Genomic DNA, 20,192 nt, shown 5'->3' with positions numbered 1-20,192 from the left:
GGTGTTACGAATTGGTGCTGAAATATTTATCTGCACTGCTACTCCCTGGTTTCATGGTCGTGTTTTTCACCAGGGTTGCCTATAATCACATCCTTGCACTCGTGTTGACTGTCGCGTTGATCGCCGCTTCTGTTTATAAAGGGTACACCGATTCCTTCCTGCTGATCGTTGTCGATGCCTTTTCTTTGACCGTAGGATTCTATTTCGCCAATCAAATGATGAAAAAGAACCGCAACAAGCAATAAGGATAAAAGTAAACCTGCCGAACTCAATTCGGTGGGTTTTTCTTATGAATAAAGGGTTGTGGGTGTTTAATCAAACGTTTGATTAAGGTGGAATCGTGCCTATATAAGTGGTTTTCACCTGAATCATGCATGAAATAAGTGTGCAATTGCCTCAATGGGGAATAAACTCGGTCCAACGGGGAATAAACCTCGCCCAACGGGGAATAAAGTTCACGCAACGGGGAATAAAAGTCAGCTAACGGGGAATATCCGCCCCACCCACATCAATCTTGTCCCCAAAAAAGCCCTTTTACTGAATCCCTCCCCCATTTGCAGCTATTCGCCACTCTCAAAACACTAACCATCCCCACTTATCATAAAATAACCCACCGAATTCGAATGTTTGTTCGCTTTTTATTGGTTTGTTTTACATGCTTTGTGGTAGAATGAGGATATGACTTTTTGACATCAATGTAAGGCTTATATATAAGAAGGTTCTATTCTTAGAATCTGAACGAAATAAAATTACAGGAGGCTTTTCTGTGAAGGACCAATTTGAATTAGTCTCGAAGTATTCTCCGCAGGGGGACCAGCCTGCAGCCATTCAGGAGCTGGTAAAAGGGATTCGCAATAACAAGAAGCATCAGACGCTTCTTGGTGCGACAGGAACAGGGAAGACGTTCACAATTTCGAATGTGATCAAGGAAGTGAACAAGCCGACGCTTGTGATCGCCCACAATAAAACCCTTGCCGGCCAGCTTTACAGCGAGTTCAAGGAATTTTTCCCGAACAACGCGGTTGAATATTTCGTCAGCTACTATGATTATTATCAGCCAGAGGCCTATGTGCCGCAGACGGATACGTTCATTGAAAAGGACGCCAGCATCAATGATGAGATCGATAAGCTGCGCCACTCGGCCACCTCGTCTCTGTTCGAGCGCAAGGATGTCATCATCATCGCCAGTGTTTCCTGCATCTATGGCCTCGGTAATCCGGATGAATACCGGGACATGGTCGTGTCGCTGAGGACCGGCATGGAAATCGAGCGCAATAAGCTCCTCCACAGGCTGGTTGACGTCCAGTATGAACGGAATGATATTGACTTCAAGCGCGGGACGTTCCGTGTCCGTGGCGATGTCGTCGAGATTTTCCCGGTATCCCGTGATGAGCACTGCATGCGGGTCGAGTTTTTCGGCGATGAGATCGACCGGATCCGGGAAGTCGATGCCCTAACTGGCGAAATCATTGGCGAGCGTGACCATGTCGCCATCTTCCCGGCATCCCACTTCGTAACCCGCGAGGAAAAGCTCAAGATTGCCATAGAGAACATTGAAAAAGAGCTGGAAGAGCGACTTGAAGTGCTGCGTGCCGAGGAAAAGCTGCTTGAAGCACAAAGGCTTGAACAGCGTACCAGGTATGACCTCGAAATGATGCGTGAGATGGGCTTCTGTTCTGGCATCGAAAATTATTCGCGCCATCTGACCTTGAGGCCTGCGGGTGCGACACCGTATACATTGCTCGATTATTTCCCGGATGACTTTTTGATTGTCGTCGATGAGTCGCATGTTACATTGCCGCAAATAAGGGGAATGTTTAATGGTGACCAGGCGCGCAAGCAGGTGCTTGTTGACCACGGTTTCCGCCTGCCATCCGCGATGGACAACCGCCCGCTGACATTTGCGGAATTTGAGAACCATGTCAAACAGGCCGTGTTTGTATCGGCCACTCCTGGACCATATGAACTCGAGCATACACCTGAGATGGTCCAGCAGATCATCCGCCCTACAGGCCTTCTTGATCCAACGATTGATGTAAGACCGATCGAAGGACAAATAGACGACCTGATCGGGGAAATCCAGGAACGGACGAAGCGGAATGAACGCGTCTTGATCACGACACTGACGAAAAAGATGTCTGAAGACCTGACCGACTACCTCAAAGAAATCGGCATCAAAGTCCAGTATCTGCATTCCGAAATAAAGACGCTCGAACGGATCGAAATTATCCGCGAGCTTCGTATGGGTAAGTACGATGTCCTCGTCGGAATCAACCTGTTAAGGGAAGGTCTCGATATTCCGGAGGTTTCGCTGGTGGCGATACTCGACGCGGACAAGGAAGGCTTCCTTCGTTCAGAACGTTCGCTCATCCAGACGATTGGCCGTGCGGCGAGGAATGCCAGCGGACACGTCATCATGTATGCTGACAAGAGAACCGATTCGATGGAAAAAGCGATCAGCGAAACGGCGCGCCGCCGCGCGATCCAGGAAGAATATAATGAAAAGCATGGTATTACACCGCAAACGATCCAGAAGGAAATCCGCGATGTAATCCGTGCGACAATCGCTGCTGAGGAGCAAGAAGGATACAGCCCGGCAGAAGGCTTGAAGAAGCTGAACAAGAAGGATCGCGAACAAGTGATTTTAAATATGGAAAAAGAAATGAAGGAAGCGGCGAAGGCACTCAATTTCGAGCGGGCTGCCGAGCTGCGTGACCTCATTCTTGAGTTAAAAGCGGAAGGATGACGATGCCATGGCTATGGATAAACTGATCGTTAAAGGCGCCAGAGCCCATAATTTGAAGAATTTAGATGTCACCATTCCGAGAGATAAGCTTGTAGTGCTGACAGGGCTTTCCGGTTCAGGAAAGTCCTCGCTGGCTTTCGACACCATTTACGCAGAGGGACAGCGCCGTTATGTGGAATCATTGTCTGCATATGCGCGCCAGTTCCTTGGCCAGATGGACAAGCCGGATGTCGATTCTATTGAAGGGCTGTCGCCGGCCATCTCAATCGACCAGAAGACAACAAGCCGCAACCCCCGTTCAACAGTTGGAACGGTGACAGAAATCTATGATTATCTTCGTTTATTATTCGCAAGGGTCGGCCGTCCGGTCTGCCCGGTGCATAATGTAGAGATTCACTCGCAAACAATCGAGCAAATGGTTGACCGGGTGCTCGAATATCCGGAAAGGACAAAGCTGCAAATCCTTGCCCCGCTGGTTTCCGGCCGAAAAGGAACTCATGTCAAAGTCCTTGAGGATGTGAAAAAGCAGGGCTATGTCCGAGTCCGGATTGACGGAGAAATGCATGACCTTGGCGATGAGATCGAGCTGGAGAAAAACAAGAAGCATTCGATTGAAGTCGTCATTGACCGGATTGTTGTCAAGGAGGGGATTGCAGCCCGCCTGGCAGATTCGTTGGAGAGCGCTCTAAAGCTTGGTGAAGGCAATGTCCTCATTGACGTCATCGGCGAAGAAGAATTGATGTTCAGCGAGAACCATGCCTGCCCAATCTGCGGATTCTCAATCGGCGAGTTGGAGCCGCGCATGTTTTCTTTCAACAGTCCTTTCGGCGCTTGTCCGGAATGTGACGGTCTTGGTGCGAAGCTGGAGGTCGACGTGGACCTAGTCATCCCGAACAAGGAACTATCCTTGAAACAGCATGCCATCGCTCCTTGGGAACCGACGAGCTCACAATATTACCCGCAGCTGCTAGAGGCTGTCTGCAACCATTACGGAATCGATATGGATGTCCCGGTAAAAGACCTTCCAGAAAAGCAGCTGGAGAAAATTCTTTATGGTTCTCCGAAGGACCGGATTTACTTCCGCTATGAAAACGACTGGGGGCAGGTTCGCGAAAACTATATCGTTTTCGAGGGCGTCCTGAAAAATATCGAGCGACGCTATAAGGAAACAAGCTCGGATTATATCCGTGAACAAATGGAAAAGTATATGGGCGAGCACGCCTGCCCGACATGCAAAGGCTACAGGCTGAAGCGTGAATCCCTTGCCGTCCTTGTCGATGGCCGCCATATTGGCGAAGTGACTTCGTTATCGGTGGAAGAGGCACACCAATTTTTCGAGGGCCTTGAGCTTTCTGAGAAAGAGATGAAAATCGCCAACATGATTTTCCGTGAAATCACGGAGCGTCTGGGCTTTCTGATCAATGTAGGACTGGATTACCTGACGATGAGTCGTGCTGCCGGTACGCTTTCCGGTGGTGAAGCACAGCGGATCAGGCTGGCAACCCAGATCGGTTCCCGCCTGACAGGGGTTCTTTACATCCTCGATGAACCATCCATCGGACTTCATCAGCGCGATAATGACAGGCTGATCGATACACTGAAAAACATGCGTGATATCGGCAATACGTTGATAGTGGTCGAGCATGATGAAGATACGATGCTTGCCGCTGACCATTTGATCGATATCGGTCCTGGAGCAGGAGTTCACGGCGGCGAGATCATCTCCCAGGGGACGCCGGCTCAGGTAATGGATGACCCGAACTCGCTGACTGGCCAGTACCTGTCAGGCAAAAAGTTCATCCCGCTGCCAATTGAGCGCCGCAAGCCAGATGGCCGCTATATCGAGATCAAAGGGGCAAAGGAAAATAACCTGAAGAATGTCAGTGTGAAGTTCCCGCTCGGTACCTTCATGGCGGTTACAGGGGTGTCCGGATCGGGTAAAAGTACATTGATCAATGAAATCCTGCATAAATCACTCGCGATGAGGCTGCATCGAGCGAAAAGCAAGCCGGGCGAGTTCCGGGAAATCAAAGGGGTTGAACACCTCGACAAGGTCATCGATATTGACCAGTCGCCAATCGGCCGTACACCAAGGTCGAACCCGGCAACCTATACAGGGGTATTCGATGATATTCGCGATGTATTCGCCACAACGAATGAAGCGAAGGTCCGCGGCTATAAAAAAGGCCGTTTCAGCTTTAACGTGAAAGGCGGACGCTGTGAAGCCTGCCGCGGTGATGGAATCATCAAGATCGAGATGCACTTCCTGCCTGACGTTTATGTGCCTTGCGAAGTCTGCCATGGCAAGCGCTACAACCGCGAAACGCTGGAAGTGAAATATAAAGGGAAAAACATTTCTGAAATACTGGATATGACCGTGGAAGATGCGCTCGAGTTCTTCGCCAACATTCCGAAAATCGCCCGCAAACTGCAGACGATTTACGATGTAGGTCTCGGTTACATCACGCTTGGCCAGCCTGCTACGACTTTGTCCGGCGGGGAGGCCCAGCGCGTCAAGCTTGCTTCTGAGCTGCACCGACGCTCGACAGGCCGTTCGCTTTATATTCTTGACGAGCCGACAACAGGCTTGCATGTCGATGATATTTCCCGCCTGCTGATCGTCCTCCAGCGCCTGGTAGAAAACGGGGATACTGTGCTGGTGATTGAACATAACCTTGATGTCATCAAGGCAGCGGACTACATCGTCGACCTTGGGCCGGAAGGCGGGGACCGAGGTGGTACGATTATCGGCACTGGAACGCCAGAACAGATCGCCGAAATCCCTGAATCCTATACAGGAAGATACCTGAAACCAATCCTCGACCGTGACAGGCTGCGGATGAAGGAACAAATTCAGGAAAAAGAAAAAAGCACGAGTAATGCTTAATTCTATATGAAAAAAGCTCTTCCTTCGCGGGAAGAGCTTTTTGCGTCACAGGTTTATTTCAAATGAATCGGCGTCATCGCTGCATCGAGCGCTTTAAAGTCATAGTTCTCCTTTTTCAGGTACTCGAGCAGTTCTGGCAGCTGGGCGAGGGTTTCTTCTCTTTCGTGCAGGAGGATGACGAGTGGTTCATCCTTCTGGGCTTTATCTGCAACCTGGGCGATTGTGTAGTCAACCAGCCTTTTATCGCGGTAATACCAGTCTTTGCTGTCAACGTTCCAGTCCCACAATTGGTATCCTTTGTCGCTGACCGCTTTCTTGTGGGGTTCCTTCATATGCGGTGCGCTTCCATATGGTGTGCGGATCAGGGTCGAATCGAGCCCGGTGATTTCTTTTATGGTACTTAATGTTTGGTCCATTTCAGCTACTACGGTCTGCGGAGACTGATAGATTTTCTTTTTGTCATGCGTGACTCCATGCGCTCCGAGGGCGTGGCCGGCTTCTGCCATCTTTTTTACCGCTTCGGGGAAGTTTCTCATATTCCCGTCCAGCATAAAAAAGGTAGCTTTTGCGTCATACTCATCCAGAATCGATAAGATTTGGTCTGAAACCTTGTGTGGTCCGTCATCAAATGTTAAGTAGACTGTTTTTGAAGGTGCAGTGGCAGGTTCTTCAGCGGGAATGTCTGCTGGGTCTGGAGTCAGTTGATCTTGTTCTTCCGCGAATCTAGGCGGCTTTGTTTCTAGTTTTTTTAACACTTCATCGGTACGATTGTAAGCTATTTTGAGCTCCTGCTGCTGGCTATACCCCTGAATGCCGGGCTTCTTCACCTGGCTGGCAACGGCAGAAGAGGAGGTGATAAGCCCCCCAACTAAACACACAACGGTGCACCATCTGGCTGTTTTACTTTTCAAGCTGAACACTCTGCATCCCTCGCTGGTTTTAAAATTATTTGCATTAACTTAGACGTTTATATTTCATATTTGTTACAGAAATATTTCTGGTTAATTACAGAATAATAGTTTACCAGCTTAATTTGAATCTGAAAATAGTGGAAATTCCTGACGCACTGTTCACGGAAAATTCAATAAATACAGGTCATTCACCAAGGGTCGGCAGACAATTTGTCGAACTATTTTCATAAAGATATGAAACTTCTTAGACTCCGCTGCGTATTAATTGCTAAGGAGATGAAGAAGATGGATACAAAAAGGATTCTGTCTGCTTTGTGTTATTTCAGTATTATGTTCGCAGGGATTTTATTCCCTTTAGTCGCTTATTTTGCCTCAGAGGATCTGGATGTGAAGGGGCATGCCAAGAAGGCATTGGTGTCGCACCTTATTCCGCTATTCCCGCTGCCGCTTGTCTTGGTTGGTGTTTATTATGATGTTACAAGAGGTGCAGCAGAAGAGTTTCCTGTATTGGTGTTTTCCAGTGCAATGTTTATGGTGGTCCTCGGGTTGATCGTGCTCGTTTGGAATCTGGTAAAAGGGATTAAAGTACTTACAATAGAGAAATAAAGTGGGGAGGAAATGAACATGAAGGAAGAACGGAAACGGATTTTAAAGCTTGTGGAAGAAGGCAAAATGACGGTTGATGAAGCTTTGTTTTTAATTGAACAGCTGGAGCAGGGGAAGGGCAGCCAGGAAAGCAACTCAACATCCCTGTCCCCCTCTGTGAAATTTGAGGAAGCAAAAAAGGAAGACTTCAATACTTACAAGTTCAACTCTGTAAAAGATAAGGTGCTTGATTTTGTCGATACGGCTTTTAAGAAAATCAAGGATTTTGATTTGGATTTGAACTTTGGGCAATCAGTTGACATCACCCATATCTTTCAGCAGGGGGATGCCATCTTGAACCAGATCGATATTGACATGGCGAATGGTTCTGTAAAACTGGTGCCATGGGAGCAAAAGGATGTCCGTATCGAATGCAGCGCCAAGGTGTATCGCGTTGAAAACCAGGATGAGGCGAGGCGTAAATTCCTTGAGGATGCCATTTTCGCTATTGAAGGGCAAAAGCTCCGTTTTTCGGTGCAGCAAAAGTGGATGAAGGTCGATTCGGTCGTCCACGTTCCAAAAGAGGATTACGAAAATGTCCGAATCCGCTTGTTTAATGGATCGATTGAAGGAGAAAACTTAAAGGTGAAGGATTGCCGCGCGAAGACGGCGAATGGCAAAGTCCTCCTGGAGAACCTGGATTGCGGCAAGCTGGAAACAGAAACGGCAAACGGCCAAATCGGCATCCACAGAAGTTCGATCCGCGACCTCGAGGCTGAAACGATCAATGGCGCAATTAAGGCTGACGGCTACTTTAACCAGGTGGATCTCCAATCCTTCAATGGGAACCTGACTTGCACGGTGAACAACAATGATTGTGAGAATATCGAAGTCAAGGCAACGACAGGCAGTATCGACGTTTTCCTTCCTGAGAAGACGCCGGCCAGCGGTGAACTGAAATCAAATCTTGGAGGCTTCACGATTGAACTGGATGGAATCCAGGTTGTCGAGGAAAAAAGCGATATGGTCCAGAAAACGCTTCGTTTCAAGCCTGCCGAGGGCGGACTTCATGCGGTCAGATTGCATGCCGATACAAAAACGGGCTCGATTGTAGTGAAAAAACTGATAAGATAGGCTCTAAAAGTTGAGTGAAATAGGAAGGTGTTTGAGATGAAATTGACTCGTTCACGAACGAACCGGATGCTCGCTGGTGTTCTCGGGGGGATGGCAGAGTCATTCGGGATGAATGCATTATGGCTAAGATTATTGTTTGTGATCCTGGTGTTTGCCACGGCTTTCTTCCCAATGGCAATACTCTATCTTGTACTTGTTTTTGTCCTTCCAAACAAGGGGTATTAACATGAGATGGCTGTTGGGAATTGTGATTAATGCTGTGCTCTTCATGGCGCTTGCCGGCTATTTTGAGGATGTCATCTACCTGTCAGGATTCGGGGCAGCTCTTGGCGCAAGTTTTATCCTCTCGATCCTGAACATATTGGTAAAACCAATCCTGATTATCCTGACGCTCCCGGTTACGGTGCTTAGCCTTGGTTTGTTCCTGTTTGTCATCAATGCGATCACACTGATGCTGACAGACAGCCTTATGGGCAGTTCGTTTGACATCGGGGGATTTGGTATGGCCTTGCTTACAGCAATCATCATGTCGATTGCAAACCTGATTATCCAGAATACTGTTTTCAAGGAATCCAAGGAAAAATAGAAAAGGCCGGCATTTATTGCCGGCCTTCTTTCATTCAGTATTAATATAAGCTTCAAAGCCTGCTTTCTTTAGCCGCTCTGCAAGCTCTCTTGCATTTTGCTCATTTACGAACGCGCCAACCTGGACTTTGTAGATTCCGTCTCTGCTCGCTGGGGCAGGAGCGGACTTTGCTGCAGGAGGGGCAGATGAGGGCGCAGGGGTATTCGCCTTTCGCTGGAGCCTGAACTGCTCGGCCAGCGATTTGACGATTCCCTCGGCAATCGTTCTCCGGTATGTTTCCGAACGAAGCAGTTTGATTTCTTCCCGGTTTGTCATAAACCCGCATTCCACCAGCACCGCGTCCATTCTTGTCTCCCTCAGGACATGGAAGTCAGCGGTTTTGACACCGCGGTTCTGCAATCCTGTTGCCACGACGAGGTTGCGCTGGATTTTCTGGGCAAGCTGATATGCCACTGGAGGCCTTGATGGATAGACATACGTCTCAATTCCGCCGGCACTGTTCCAGCCGCCGCTGCCAAACGCATTGGCATGTATTGAAACAAATATATCCACGTTCAGGCTGTTCGCCTTGTCCGTCCTTGCCTTCAATGAAACATCTTGCTGATCCGAATGGGAAAAGTATACCGTGACATTGTTATAGTTCGCCAGCAAGTCCCTGGCATAATTCGCCACCGCTCTGTTAAACTCATACTCTCTCATTCCGTCAGGACTTCGCTTACCCGGGGTGTTATAACCATGCCCAGCATCAAGCATGATCTTCATCATCATCACACCTTCCGATAAAAGATTTCCTCACAAGTATATATATGAACAAAGCAAGGAAACGGACATAGTGACATCAGCTAAAAGTACCGGAAAGAACGTCCAACACCTTATTTATTGAGGTCAAAAATATCCTCAAGCCGTTCGGACATGAATCCATGCGCATCCTGGACGCCATTATTGTAAAAATGGGGAGCGAGCTTATCCACAAAAAATTCCAGAATCAGCAAAGCCGCCAGGTCACCCAGCTCCTCACCGCGTTCTTCAAGGAAAAAGCGTTTGATTTCATCTGTCATCTGGCGCTTCGCATGGTCATCAATCGAAAAATTTTTAAGCATATGATCTGCTCCTTCTGTTTTCATCTATTCCCCAATTCTAGCTCAATATGACAATCATTTCACCTTTCCCAAAAAGCTTCGACAATCCTGTTCGATTATTTCCGTGGAAATAAGCTATATTCCCATCCGTATTCGACATTCATCCTTTATTGCATATTGCCCCCAGAAAAGGACGTAAAAATAGGAGACCCATTCGGATCTCCAGAAATTATGCTCGCTGCATCGTATGCACAAATTTATAACGGTCGGCGCGGTAGGCTGATTTGACAAATTCAAAGGGAGTGCCGTCCTTTAGGGAGGATGTCCTTAAAATGAGCAGGACAGGGGAGCCTTTTTCAATATCAAGCAGGCGCAGCTCCGGCTCTTTGGCAATGGATGCTTCAATTTGCTGAGTCGCTTCATGGATGACAAGCGACAGCTTCTCTTCAATATACTGGTAAAGTGATTGATTGATAATTTCCTCTGTCAGCCCTTTGACCAGGTTGGCAGGGAGGTAGGTGGTCTCGAGAGCCATCGGCACATTGTCCGCAAGCCTGACACGCTTGATTTCGTATACTGGCGTATTTTCATTGAGATGAAGGCGGTCAGCGATTTCCCTGCCGGCAGGGATGATTTCAAACGAAACCAGTCTGCTCCCAGGAGTGAAGCCGCGTTCCTTCATGTCCTCGGTAAAACTTGTCAGACCCTGCAGGCGCTGTTCAACCTTCTTTTTGTTGACGAAGGTGCCTTTTCCTTTTTGGCGATACAGGTAGCCATCATTCACAAGATTCGTCAGCGCCTGCCTGATTGTCATCCTGCTGATCTGGAACATGTCAGCGTAGACACGTTCAGAGGGGATGGTTTCATCAGGCTGCAGTTCGCCGCTGTCGATTTGCGCTTTTATATATTCCTCGAGCTGGTGATAAATAGGAATGGGTGAACTTTTATTAATCATTTCTCATTCTCCTGACTGCTTGCAATTTTTCAGAAGGGATCTCTATAGTAATGCTGCCGCTTCATTATCGGCAAAAATCGTGACATTTGGGTGCTTTTTCAAGACAGAAGCCGGGAATTGCTCGCTGACTGCGCCGTTCATCAACCGGGCGAGTGCCTCCGCTTTGCTTGTGCCTGATACAAGCAGGAAGATCTCCATGCTTGCCATAATCGAAGCAATCCCCATTGTGATGGCCTGCTTTGGCACCTCTTCAAGTGAGTCGAAAAATCGTGAATTCGCCTTGCGCGTGCTTTCAGCAAGCATGATGATATGTGTCCTGCTGTCAAAAGGCGTGCCGGGCTCGTTAAAACCAATATGGCCGTTCTGGCCAATCCCGAGTATCTGCAGGTCGATGCCGCCGTGCTCCTGAATGAACTGTTCGTAACGTAGGCATTCTTCCTTAAGGTCCTTCGCTGTACCATCCGGAATATGCGTCTGATCCAGCGGGATATCAATATGGTGAAACAGATTCTCGCACATGAAATAGTGATAGCTGTGCGGGTCTTTTTTCGCAATCCCGATGTATTCATCCAGATTGAAGGTATTGATTTCTTTATAAGAGGTCTTATTTTTTTTATGGTCCTCGATCAGCTGCTTATAGACGCCGGTAGGAGTGCTGCCGGTGGCCAGTCCCAGATTCAGCCTGTGATTGCTTTGGATTCTGGAGATGATTTCAGCTGCAGCCTGCTGGCTTAGCTCCTCATAGCTGGTTGTCCTGATCAGTTTCAACTTCATCACCTCTTTCAAAGTTTAAAAGCTTCTAACCCCGCGGCAAAATGCCATCGATACTTCGAGATTATGGTCGAGAATGACCAAATCGGCATCCTTACCAGGAGCAATGCTGCCTTTGCGGTCAAAAACGTTCAGCTGCCTTGCCGGGTTCTCGCTGGCCAGCTTCATAGCCTCTTCAAGACTGATGCCTGTGAATTCCATCATATTTTTCAATGAATCTTTCATTTTCAAGATGCTTCCCGCAAGTGTGCCATCGGCCAACAGTGCCTTTCCGTCTGCTACATTCACTTCCTGGCCGCCGAGATCGTAGGTGCCATTCTTGAGGCATTTCGCCCTCATCGAGTCGGTGATTAAAATGACTCCGCCCGTTCCTTTGGCGCGTAAGGATAAATTCAGCATTTCCGGAACGACATGGATTCCGTCGGCGATCATCTCGATCTTCAGTTCATCGAATAGCAGGGCAGCACCTGCAACACCAGGATCGCGATGATGCATCCCGCGCATGCCATTGAACAAATGGGTGACATGCGTTGCGCCTGCTTTCACTGCCTCAGCCATTTGACCATAGGTAGCATCTGAATGACCCACAGAAGCAATGACGCCGTTTTCGGCCAGATAGGTAATGAACTCATAGCCATTTTCCATTTCCGGAGCGAGTGTCACCAGCCTGATATGGTTTCCCGAAGCATTCTGCATCCTCGCAAACAGCTCTATATCCGGGACACGGATATGCTGTTCCGGCTGGGCACCTTTCCTGGATTCATTGATGAAAGGACCCTCCAGATGGACTCCGAGCACCTCTGCTTTGCCTGGATGGTTGTGCTGGCTGATATAATCTCCTGCGTTTTCCAACGCTTTGATGATGGCGCTTTGATCTTGAGTGATCGTCGTGGCCAGGAAGCTGGTCGTTCCTTCCTCTGGCAGGATGGAGGCCATCGTATTCAGTGCCTCTTCAGTCGCGTCCATCGTATCCGCTCCGCCGGCTCCATGGATGTGCACGTCGATAAACCCCGGGACAATGGTATTGTCGTCAGTAAGCTCAATGACCTCTGCATGATGATGGGGAAGGGAGGATGCCGCTCCCGTCTCAACGATTTTTCCTTCTTTTATATGAATATAGCCTTTCTCGATCAGGCCTTTTTCTGTTAAAATCTTTGCATTTACGAGCACTAAATCCTTCATGATTCAATCACCTAAAGTTTTGTCATTCTATTTCTTTATACCCTCTATCCCTTTTATTATACTAATATCGGCAATGAGCTGTCTATACCAGCACTCAGGGGGAATAGGTATTTTTGCGTGGTATATACAAGTAACCTTACTTGTCTTCTCCTCTGTAAAACTCCTGAATGGCCTCGCGCAGGTAGCCATTATGTTTTTCCAATAGGTCTTTTACAGCAGTGCCCTTCAAGCCGGTCGTGATTTGGAGGATGGCAGCTTTCGTGTGGTAGTTTTGCTCCTTGATGGCGGCTCGTGCTTCTTCATCTGACGCGCCTGTCGCCATTTTAACGATGTTCACCGCGCGGTTATGGAGTTTTTCATTCGTCATCTGGACATCGACCATCAGGTTGCCATACACCTTGCCCATTTTGATCATCGAAGCAGTCGAGAGCATGTTCAAGACCAGTTTTTGTGCGGTTCCGGCCTTCATCCTCGTCGAACCGGTGATGACTTCAGGTCCGACGACTGCTGCAATTGTGTAATCAGAAATATTCTCCATCTCAGAGTCTTTACTGCAGACAACGGAAACAGTTTGTGCACCGATCTTTTTCGCATATTCCAACGCTCCGATTGTATAAGGAGTCCGTCCGCTTGCTGCAATGCCGACTACAATATCATCAGGAGTGAGGGAGATGTTTTCCAGATCAGCCTGTCCCTGCTGTTTATCATCCTCGACACCTTCAAGGGCTTCTGTCATTGCTTCTTTGCCACCGGCAATGATTCCGACGACCAGGGCAGGGGGGGTTCCGAAGGTCGGAGGGCATTCGGAAGCGTCGATGATTCCGAGACGCCCGGAAGTGCCGGCGCCGATATAGATCAGCCGTCCGCCTTTCTTGAAGGCCTCAACAATCCTGTCTACCACCTCCGAAATAGTCGGAACCTGCCTTGCGAGCACATTCGGAACGAGCGTGTCCTCCTGGTTGATGACGGTGATGATTTCCTCGGTCGACATCAAGTCGATATTCATTGTTTTCGGGTTCTGCTGTTCTGTATTAAGCTTTGCGATTTCCATGTTCATCCCTCACAATAAATTGAAATTTTTGCCCTGCGCCTATTTGCGAAAGCAATGGCAGATCTTCCTCAATTACTCTTCCGATGCAGTTCACTTTCTCATCACGGGGGAGGTCGTTCACCGTAATCTGCAATTCACCTGCATACCGCCCGTATAACTCATTGTCAATAGTGATCGTCCCTCCAGGACGTTCCGTTTGATTCAGAGGAGGGAGGTGCTTGTCTCCTTTTAAAGCATAAGACCGAGATTCAACAGCGCGGATGACATCACGGGCAGGGTCCATCCGGTTGGTCAGTGGCGCCGCCAATAATTCTGTCTGTGGCCAATTCAGGGCTTCAACACGCAGCGGAATGATCTTTTTGTCAAGGGAACATAGCAATGCAAGCTGATCATCGCTGGCAGCATGGTCTCCAATCAGGATCTTATCGGTAAAACAGGAATACAACAGCTCCGCAGCAGCGATGTGCGGCAAACTGCTCCGGTGTTTTTCAAGCGTGGGCAGGCCGGCAAATACAGGTCCGCGCTGATCCTGATCTCCTGGCACGAAAGCCATGGTGGTGATACCCATTGAGCGGAACATTTTGTTTCGTTCAATAAGGAAAGGTGTATCCAGCCCGGTTTCAGGACGCGGGTAAAAATTGTGCCATGCCTCCACGTTTGCTGTTTTCAACCCAGCACCAATCCATTCCTCGAGTTCATTTTTCGTAACCGTGCTGGCATTGATTCCTATCTTCATTTTATGCGATAACTCCACGACCTGCCTGGTTGTGAATCCATAATCCGCTCGAATCCCGGATAAGCCCCAATCAAGCAGTTTTTCATAATGCTCCCATTCAAGCCCAAGATAATCCAATGACCGGGGCGAAACATCAGCCATCAGCTCCATTCCGTGCTTTTTCGCCAGTGCCCCAAGCTCTTGCAGAAGTTCCTTGTAATCTGCTGGATTATCCTCAGGTATATGTAAAGAGGTGAAGATGGAAGTCAGTCCATGTCGGGCTGCTTTTTCAATCCAGACCGCATTTTTTTCCCTGCGGTCTTTGTTCAAATAAACGGAAATGCCTAGCATGTTCAAGCCTCCAAATCTAAAACTATGATAGAAGTTTGCGAGAAAAGAAGAAAGGAGGAAAGCGGCTCTCCTCCTTTCAGGTTATTCAATTAAATATCCTTTGCCATCTCGTCCTTGAAGCCAAACGTCCAGGTGAAGATGAACCCGAAAATGTAGGCAATCAGCAGGCCGAGCAGGTAAAGCAGGATTTGGTTCGTATGGACAAGGAATGCAAGCGGGATTCCCGAAACACCGATGGCAATCGTCGCGATTTTAAAGAACGCCTGGAAGGCTCCGCCGACAGCTGCGCCGAGACATGCTGTCAGGAATGGACGGCCAAGCGGAAGGGTAACCCCGAATATCAGCGGTTCACCGATTCCGAGCATACCGACAGGAAGACCGCCTTTGATGACCTTCTTCAGTCTCTCATTCTTTGTTTTAAAATAGATCGCGAATGCCGCACCAACCTGGCCGGCGCCACCCATTGCCAGGATCGGCAGAAGCGGGTCATCGCCAATCGTGTTGATCAATTCCATATGCACCGGTGTAAGGCCCTGGTGCAAGCCCGTCACAACAAGCGGCAGGAAGGTTCCGGCAAGGACCAGCCCGGCAACAATGCCGCCGAAATCAAGCAGGCCAAGCAAGCCTTTCGTGATCAGGTCGGAAATGAGGCCGCCGACAGGCTGCAGAACGAATAGAGTAGCAATGCCAGTAATCAATAATGATAGAGTAGGAGTGAAAATGATATCCAGTGAAGCAGGAACAAATTTACGGATGCGTTTTTCAAGCCATGCGATAAACACCGCAGCAAGCATAACGCCGATCAGGCCGCCGCGTCCCGGCACAAGTGCTTCGCCAAACAATGTGATATTCGCAAGGCCCGGGTTGATGATCAGGATGCCGGCAGCACCGCCCAGGGCAGGAGAACCACCGAACTCACGCGCAGTGTTGATGCCGACGAAGACGCCCAGATAACCGAAGATTCCCCAGCCGATCAGGTTCAGAATTTGGATGAACGCTGATTCTGGATCAATGATTTCGGAACGAACAATAACATTCGTAATTCCCGCAATCAAACCAGAAGCGACAATCGCAGGAATCAGCGGGATGAATATGCTGGCAATCTTGCGCAGGAACAATTTAAATGGAGTGGAGTTTTTCTTGTTCAGCTCATCCTTTGTCCGGCCAGCAAGTCCTTCAAACGGATTTGGATCGCTCTCGTCTACGAGTCTCGCACTTTTTCCGGTAATCTCGGAAACTTCGTTCGCCACTTTGGTGACAATTCCCGGTCCAAGAATGATCTGCAATGTTTCTTCTTCGACGACACCGAGCACGCCGTCAATTTTCTTGATGCCGGCAATATTGACTTTACCGTAATCCGCCGGCTTGACACGAAGTCGGGTCATGCACGAAGCAACATCAGCAATATTGCCCGCGCCGCCAAGCTGCTCAAGTATCTCTTTTGCCAGGCGTTCCTCATTACGCATGGTATTTCCCCCTCTTTTGTAAAATAATCAGAAAAATTAAAATGAACTCGCTTACAATCTGATGATAACAAGCGTACTGTATAGTTGTCTATACCTTTTTAAAAATATTTACCAGCTGGTCATAGTAATATGTCATTGGTCAATACCAGCAGAGGAATTCCGTTTTTTGGCTCCTTCTATTTGGTTCTTCATGAAAAAGTGCTAAAATAAAAAGTATTGTAATCATGTGGAATTCATCAACTCTTTTAAAGGAGGAACTTCTTTGCCGAAAGTCCGAACAATAGACATCATCAAGAAATTTGACCTGGAACTCGTATGTGGGGAAGAAGGCATCAACCGTCCAATCACAACGACAGACATTTCAAGGCCGGGTCTCGAAATTGCCGGCTATTTTGAATATTATCCTGCAGAGCGCATTCAGCTGCTCGGTAAAACGGAGCTGACATTCTTTGAGAAGCTCGACCCCCGTGACAGGGCATCAAGGATGGAGAAATTATGCACCGATATCACTCCGGGCATCATTGTCACCAGAGATATGGAGGTCCCACCCGAACTGGTTGAAGCAGCGGAACGCGAATCGGTTCCGGTCATGCGCTCCAAGCTGAAGACTACAAGGTTCTCCAGCCATTTGACGAACTACCTTGAAAGCAAGCTCGCACCGACAACTGCTGTCCACGGTGTCCTTGTTGACCTTTACGGTATCGGCGTCCTGATCACAGGCAAAAGCGGAGTCGGTAAAAGTGAGACCGCGCTTGAATTGGTGAAACGAGGCCACCGCCTTGTAGCCGATGATTGCGTCGAAATCCGCCAGGAAGACATCGGTAATCTTGTGGGGAACTCACCTGAATTAATTGAGCATCTCCTTGAAATCCGCGGAGTAGGCATCATTAATGTAATGACATTGTTTGGCGCAGGTGCAGTCCGTTCACATAAGCGGATTTCCTTAATCATCGACCTTGAAATCTGGGACCAGAAAAAATCGTATGACAGACTTGGACTCGATGAAGAAAAAATGAAAATCCTCGACACCGATGTGACCAAGCTGACCATCCCGGTTCGTCCAGGCCGGAACCTTGCTGTCATCATCGAGGTTGCAGCAATGAACTTCCGACTGAAGCGCATGGGAATGAACGCTGCCGAGCAATTCACCAACAGGCTGTCCGATGTCATCGAAGACGGCGACCATGATGAACATTAAAGCTTGATCATTCAGCGATGAAGAGAGTTTAATCAAACGTTTGATTAAGACTTTTTTGTAAAAGAAGAATAAGATTTTCGATAGAAAAAGGGGAAATGACATGGAAAAAAATATTCAGCCGATCGACCCGATTGCCTTTTCACTCGGTCCGATTCAGGTCCACTGGTATGGCGTCATTATCGGATTGGGGATCGCACTGGCACTATGGCTAGCGATGCGCGAAGGGGAACGCCGCGGTTTGCCGAAAGATATTTTTGCGGATTTGATGTTGTGGGCCATCCCGATTGCGATCATCTCTGCAAGACTTTACTATGTAATTTTTCAATGGGATTATTACAGCCAGTATCCTTCCGAGATCATTAAAATCTGGAATGGCGGAATTGCCATCCATGGTGCGCTGATCGGAGCGGTCGCAACCGCCTATTTCTTTGCAAAATCAAGGAATGTTTCCTTCTGGAAGCTTGCCGATATCGCCGCGCCAAGCCTGATCATCGGACAGGCAATCGGACGCTGGGGGAACTTCATGAACCAGGAGGCACACGGCGGTGAAGTAAGCAGGGCGTTCTTGGAAAGCCTGCACCTGCCAGAATTCATCATCAATCAGATGTATATTAATGGAACCTATTATCATCCGACATTTTTATACGAATCGATCTGGAACCTGCTCGGTTTCATCCTGCTGATGGGCTTGCGCAGAGTCAATCTTGGCCGCGGTGAAATCTTCCTCAGCTATGTCATCTGGTATTCAATCGGCCGTTTCTTTGTCGAAGGAATGCGTACCGACAGCCTGATGCTGACAGAATCATTGCGGATTGCACAGACAATTTCAATCGTGCTGATTGTGGTGGCGATTGCTTTATGGGTTTTCAGAAGAGTCAAAGGGTATTCGAAAATCCGTTACCTGGAGAAAGAGAATTAGAATTTCGGGTTACTAAAAGAAAGTGCTTTTAAATACACATAGTTTAAAGGCTGAAAAAATGGGAGAGATGTTTCGATGGTTTCTTCATTGAAAAAGGGACTAATGGTCGGCTTGAATACAACCTGGTCGCTTGGAAAAGTCATTTTTCCGGTTACCCTGATTGTATCAATCCTGCAATACACCCCGGTCCTGCCGTGGATCATCAAGCTGATCACGCCGCTGATGTCGCTGATCGGTCTGTCTGGCGATGCAGCAATCCCGCTCGTCGTCGGCAATTTCCTGAACCTGTATGCGGCCATCGGAGCGATATTGACGCTTGATTTGACGGTAAAAGAAGTCTTCATCATCGCGGTGATGCTGAGCTTCTCGCACAATATGCTCGTTGAGTCGAGTGTTGCCGTCAAGGTTGGCGTCAAACTTTGGATCATTGTCCTTGTCCGGCTGGGTCTTGCGCTTTTTTCTGCCATCGTTATCAACCTTGTTTGGAATGGCGGATCGGAACTCGCGAAATATGGAATGGTTCCGGCTAAAAGCGAAGAGGTATCAGGATGGGGCCTGATTTTGCTTGAAAGCATTACGAAGGCGGGAGTCGGCATATTCCAGCTGGCGATCATCGTCATTCCGCTGATGGTCATCGTGCAAATCATGAAGGACCGCCAATGGCTGGCTGTTTTTTCAAGATGGATGGCGCCGGCAACAAAGGCACTGGGGATGAAAGAAAATACCTCTACAACGATGGCAGCAGGCCTGCTGATTGGCCTTGCCTACGGCGCAGGCGTGATGATCCAGGCTGTCCAGGAAGATGGTGTCAGCAAAAAAGACGTCACACTGGCCTTCATTTTCCTAGTAGCCTGCCATGCAGTCATTGAGGATACACTGATTTTTGTTCCGCTGGGCATTCCGGTGCTGCCTCTGTTATTGATTCGCCTTGGAGTGGCCATCTTATTGACAGTAGCGGTCGCATTCATCTGGAACCGCGCGGACCTCGCAAAAAGAAAGGAAGCAGTATATGAGCAATAAAATAGATACAGTCCTGTTCGATCTCGACGGGACATTGATTGATACGAATGAACTGATCATTTCCTCGTTTCTTCATACAATGGAAACCTATTATCCAGGCCAGTATAAACGGGAGGATGTCCTGCCGTTTCTAGGGCCGTCGTTGAAGGAAACTTTCGAAGCAATGGATGCAGAAGGCTATGAGGAAATGATCAAAACCTACCGCACATACAACCTGGCAAACCATGATCTATTGGTTAAAAGTTTTGAAGGCGTGTATGAAACGGTCAGGACGCTGAAGGAAAACGGCTTCCATCTAGGAATCGTCACCACGAAGCTTTCCGACGTTGTCCAAATGGGTCTGAAGCTGACTGGCCTTGATGAATTTTTCGAGGTCATCGTTGCGCTTGATCATGTCGAAAAAGCAAAGCCAGATCCAGAACCGCTTTTAAAGGCGCTTGACCTGCTCGGTTCCTCGCCGGAACGCGCAATCATGGTCGGCGACAACCACCACGATATCCTTGGAGGCAAGAATGCCGGCACCAAAACAGCCGGAGTATCCTGGTCCATCAAGGGAAGAGAGCATCTAGAGGAATACAAGCCAGACTATATCCTGGAAAATATGGCTGATATCCTGCCAATCCTCGGGGTGTAAGA

Annotated in this window: 20 protein-coding genes; 11 read left to right on the top strand and 9 right to left on the bottom strand. The window is 48.4% G+C overall.

Annotation, left to right across the window (positions count from 1 at the left end):
- Window positions 1–11: 11 nt before the first annotated feature.
- The 3 genes from EJA10_RS17950 to uvrA all read left to right on the top strand — a co-directional run bounded on the left by EJA10_RS17950 (window position 12) and on the right by uvrA (window position 5,633).
- Window positions 12–245: a CsbA family protein gene (locus tag EJA10_RS17950; protein ID WP_125481407.1), complete on the top strand. Its 234-nt coding sequence runs from the start codon at window positions 12–14 to the stop codon at window positions 243–245.
- A 521-nt stretch (window positions 246–766) separates the two neighbouring features.
- Window positions 767–2,746, top strand: coding sequence for an excinuclease ABC subunit UvrB (gene uvrB, locus EJA10_RS17945; RefSeq protein WP_125481406.1), 1,980 nt, complete (start codon window positions 767–769; stop codon window positions 2,744–2,746).
- Window positions 2,747–2,753: 7 nt separating this feature from the next.
- Window positions 2,754–5,633, top strand: coding sequence for an excinuclease ABC subunit UvrA (gene uvrA / locus EJA10_RS17940; protein WP_125481405.1), 2,880 nt, complete (start codon window positions 2,754–2,756; stop codon window positions 5,631–5,633).
- A gap of 53 nt (window positions 5,634–5,686) precedes the next feature.
- On the opposite strand, the gene EJA10_RS17935 is transcribed toward uvrA, so the two are convergent.
- Window positions 5,687–6,553 (bottom strand): polysaccharide deacetylase family protein, encoded by an 867-nt coding sequence (locus EJA10_RS17935; protein WP_125481404.1) that lies wholly within the window; start codon window positions 6,551–6,553, stop codon window positions 5,687–5,689.
- Window positions 6,554–6,829: 276 nt separating this feature from the next.
- On the opposite strand from EJA10_RS17935, the gene EJA10_RS17930 reads away from it, so the two are divergent.
- From EJA10_RS17930 to EJA10_RS17915, 4 genes are read left to right on the top strand one after another with little or no spacing between them, the layout of a single operon-like run.
- Window positions 6,830–7,150, top strand: a complete 321-nt coding sequence (locus tag EJA10_RS17930; protein WP_125481403.1) for a magnetosome magnetite crystal formation protein family — start codon at window positions 6,830–6,832, stop codon at window positions 7,148–7,150.
- Between the two features lie 18 nt (window positions 7,151–7,168).
- Window positions 7,169–8,263: a DUF4097 family beta strand repeat-containing protein gene (locus tag EJA10_RS17925; protein WP_125481402.1), complete on the top strand. Its 1,095-nt coding sequence runs from the start codon at window positions 7,169–7,171 to the stop codon at window positions 8,261–8,263.
- Between the two features lie 36 nt (window positions 8,264–8,299).
- Window positions 8,300–8,488, top strand: a complete 189-nt coding sequence (locus EJA10_RS17920; protein ID WP_125481401.1) for a PspC domain-containing protein — start codon at window positions 8,300–8,302, stop codon at window positions 8,486–8,488.
- Window position 8,489: 1 nt separating this feature from the next.
- A complete protein-coding gene (locus tag EJA10_RS17915) occupies window positions 8,490–8,849 on the top strand; it encodes a phage holin family protein (RefSeq protein WP_125481400.1) in 360 nt (119 codons plus the stop codon).
- Window positions 8,850–8,879: 30 nt separating this feature from the next.
- On the opposite strand, the gene EJA10_RS17910 is transcribed toward EJA10_RS17915, so the two are convergent.
- From EJA10_RS17910 to EJA10_RS17875, 8 genes are all read right to left on the bottom strand, one after another.
- Window positions 8,880–9,617, bottom strand: a complete 738-nt coding sequence (locus tag EJA10_RS17910) for an N-acetylmuramoyl-L-alanine amidase (RefSeq protein ID WP_425462107.1) — start codon at window positions 9,615–9,617, stop codon at window positions 8,880–8,882.
- A 104-nt stretch (window positions 9,618–9,721) separates the two neighbouring features.
- Complete coding sequence (locus EJA10_RS17905; RefSeq protein ID WP_125481399.1) at window positions 9,722–9,949, bottom strand: DUF2164 domain-containing protein; 228 nt, start codon at window positions 9,947–9,949, stop codon at window positions 9,722–9,724.
- A gap of 208 nt (window positions 9,950–10,157) precedes the next feature.
- Complete coding sequence (locus EJA10_RS17900) at window positions 10,158–10,883, bottom strand: GntR family transcriptional regulator (protein ID WP_125481398.1); 726 nt, start codon at window positions 10,881–10,883, stop codon at window positions 10,158–10,160.
- 42 nt (window positions 10,884–10,925) lie between these two features.
- On the bottom strand, window positions 10,926–11,651 hold the full coding sequence (nagB, locus tag EJA10_RS17895) for a glucosamine-6-phosphate deaminase (RefSeq protein WP_125481397.1): 726 nt from the start codon (window positions 11,649–11,651) through the stop codon (window positions 10,926–10,928).
- A 21-nt stretch (window positions 11,652–11,672) separates the two neighbouring features.
- Window positions 11,673–12,836, bottom strand: coding sequence for an N-acetylglucosamine-6-phosphate deacetylase (nagA, locus tag EJA10_RS17890; protein WP_125481396.1), 1,164 nt, complete (start codon window positions 12,834–12,836; stop codon window positions 11,673–11,675).
- Window positions 12,837–12,972: 136 nt separating this feature from the next.
- Window positions 12,973–13,887: an N-acetylmuramic acid 6-phosphate etherase gene (gene murQ / locus EJA10_RS17885; RefSeq protein WP_125481395.1), complete on the bottom strand. Its 915-nt coding sequence runs from the start codon at window positions 13,885–13,887 to the stop codon at window positions 12,973–12,975.
- Window positions 13,868–14,953 carry a DUF871 domain-containing protein gene (locus EJA10_RS17880; RefSeq protein ID WP_125481394.1) on the bottom strand — a complete coding sequence of 362 codons (1,086 nt, stop codon included), beginning with the start codon at window positions 14,951–14,953 and terminating at the stop codon, window positions 13,868–13,870. Before EJA10_RS17880 ends, murQ begins: the two co-directional genes overlap by 20 nt.
- Before the next feature lie 89 nt (window positions 14,954–15,042).
- Window positions 15,043–16,419, bottom strand: a complete 1,377-nt coding sequence (locus tag EJA10_RS17875; protein WP_125481393.1) for a PTS transporter subunit EIIC — start codon at window positions 16,417–16,419, stop codon at window positions 15,043–15,045.
- Between the two features lie 262 nt (window positions 16,420–16,681).
- Between EJA10_RS17875 and hprK the strand changes: the two genes are divergently transcribed.
- The 4 genes from hprK to ppaX all read left to right on the top strand — a co-directional run bounded on the left by hprK (window position 16,682) and on the right by ppaX (window position 20,190).
- Complete coding sequence (gene hprK, locus EJA10_RS17870; protein ID WP_125481392.1) at window positions 16,682–17,617, top strand: HPr(Ser) kinase/phosphatase; 936 nt, start codon at window positions 16,682–16,684, stop codon at window positions 17,615–17,617.
- Between the two features lie 100 nt (window positions 17,618–17,717).
- The gene (lgt, locus tag EJA10_RS17865) at window positions 17,718–18,536 is read left to right on the top strand and encodes a prolipoprotein diacylglyceryl transferase (protein WP_125481391.1); all 819 of its coding nucleotides are present in this window, start codon (window positions 17,718–17,720) and stop codon (window positions 18,534–18,536) included.
- Between the two features lie 75 nt (window positions 18,537–18,611).
- Window positions 18,612–19,556 (top strand): nucleoside recognition domain-containing protein, encoded by a 945-nt coding sequence (locus tag EJA10_RS17860; RefSeq protein WP_125481390.1) that lies wholly within the window; start codon window positions 18,612–18,614, stop codon window positions 19,554–19,556.
- Window positions 19,546–20,190: a pyrophosphatase PpaX gene (gene ppaX, locus EJA10_RS17855; RefSeq protein ID WP_125481389.1), complete on the top strand. Its 645-nt coding sequence runs from the start codon at window positions 19,546–19,548 to the stop codon at window positions 20,188–20,190. Before EJA10_RS17860 ends, ppaX begins: the two co-directional genes overlap by 11 nt.
- Window positions 20,191–20,192: the final 2 nt, after the last annotated feature.

The organism is Mesobacillus subterraneus (assembly GCF_003937825.1).
Classification (GTDB): domain Bacteria; phylum Bacillota; class Bacilli; order Bacillales; family Cytobacillaceae; genus Mesobacillus; species Mesobacillus subterraneus.
This window is presented reverse-complemented; position numbering and strand designations above follow the sequence as displayed.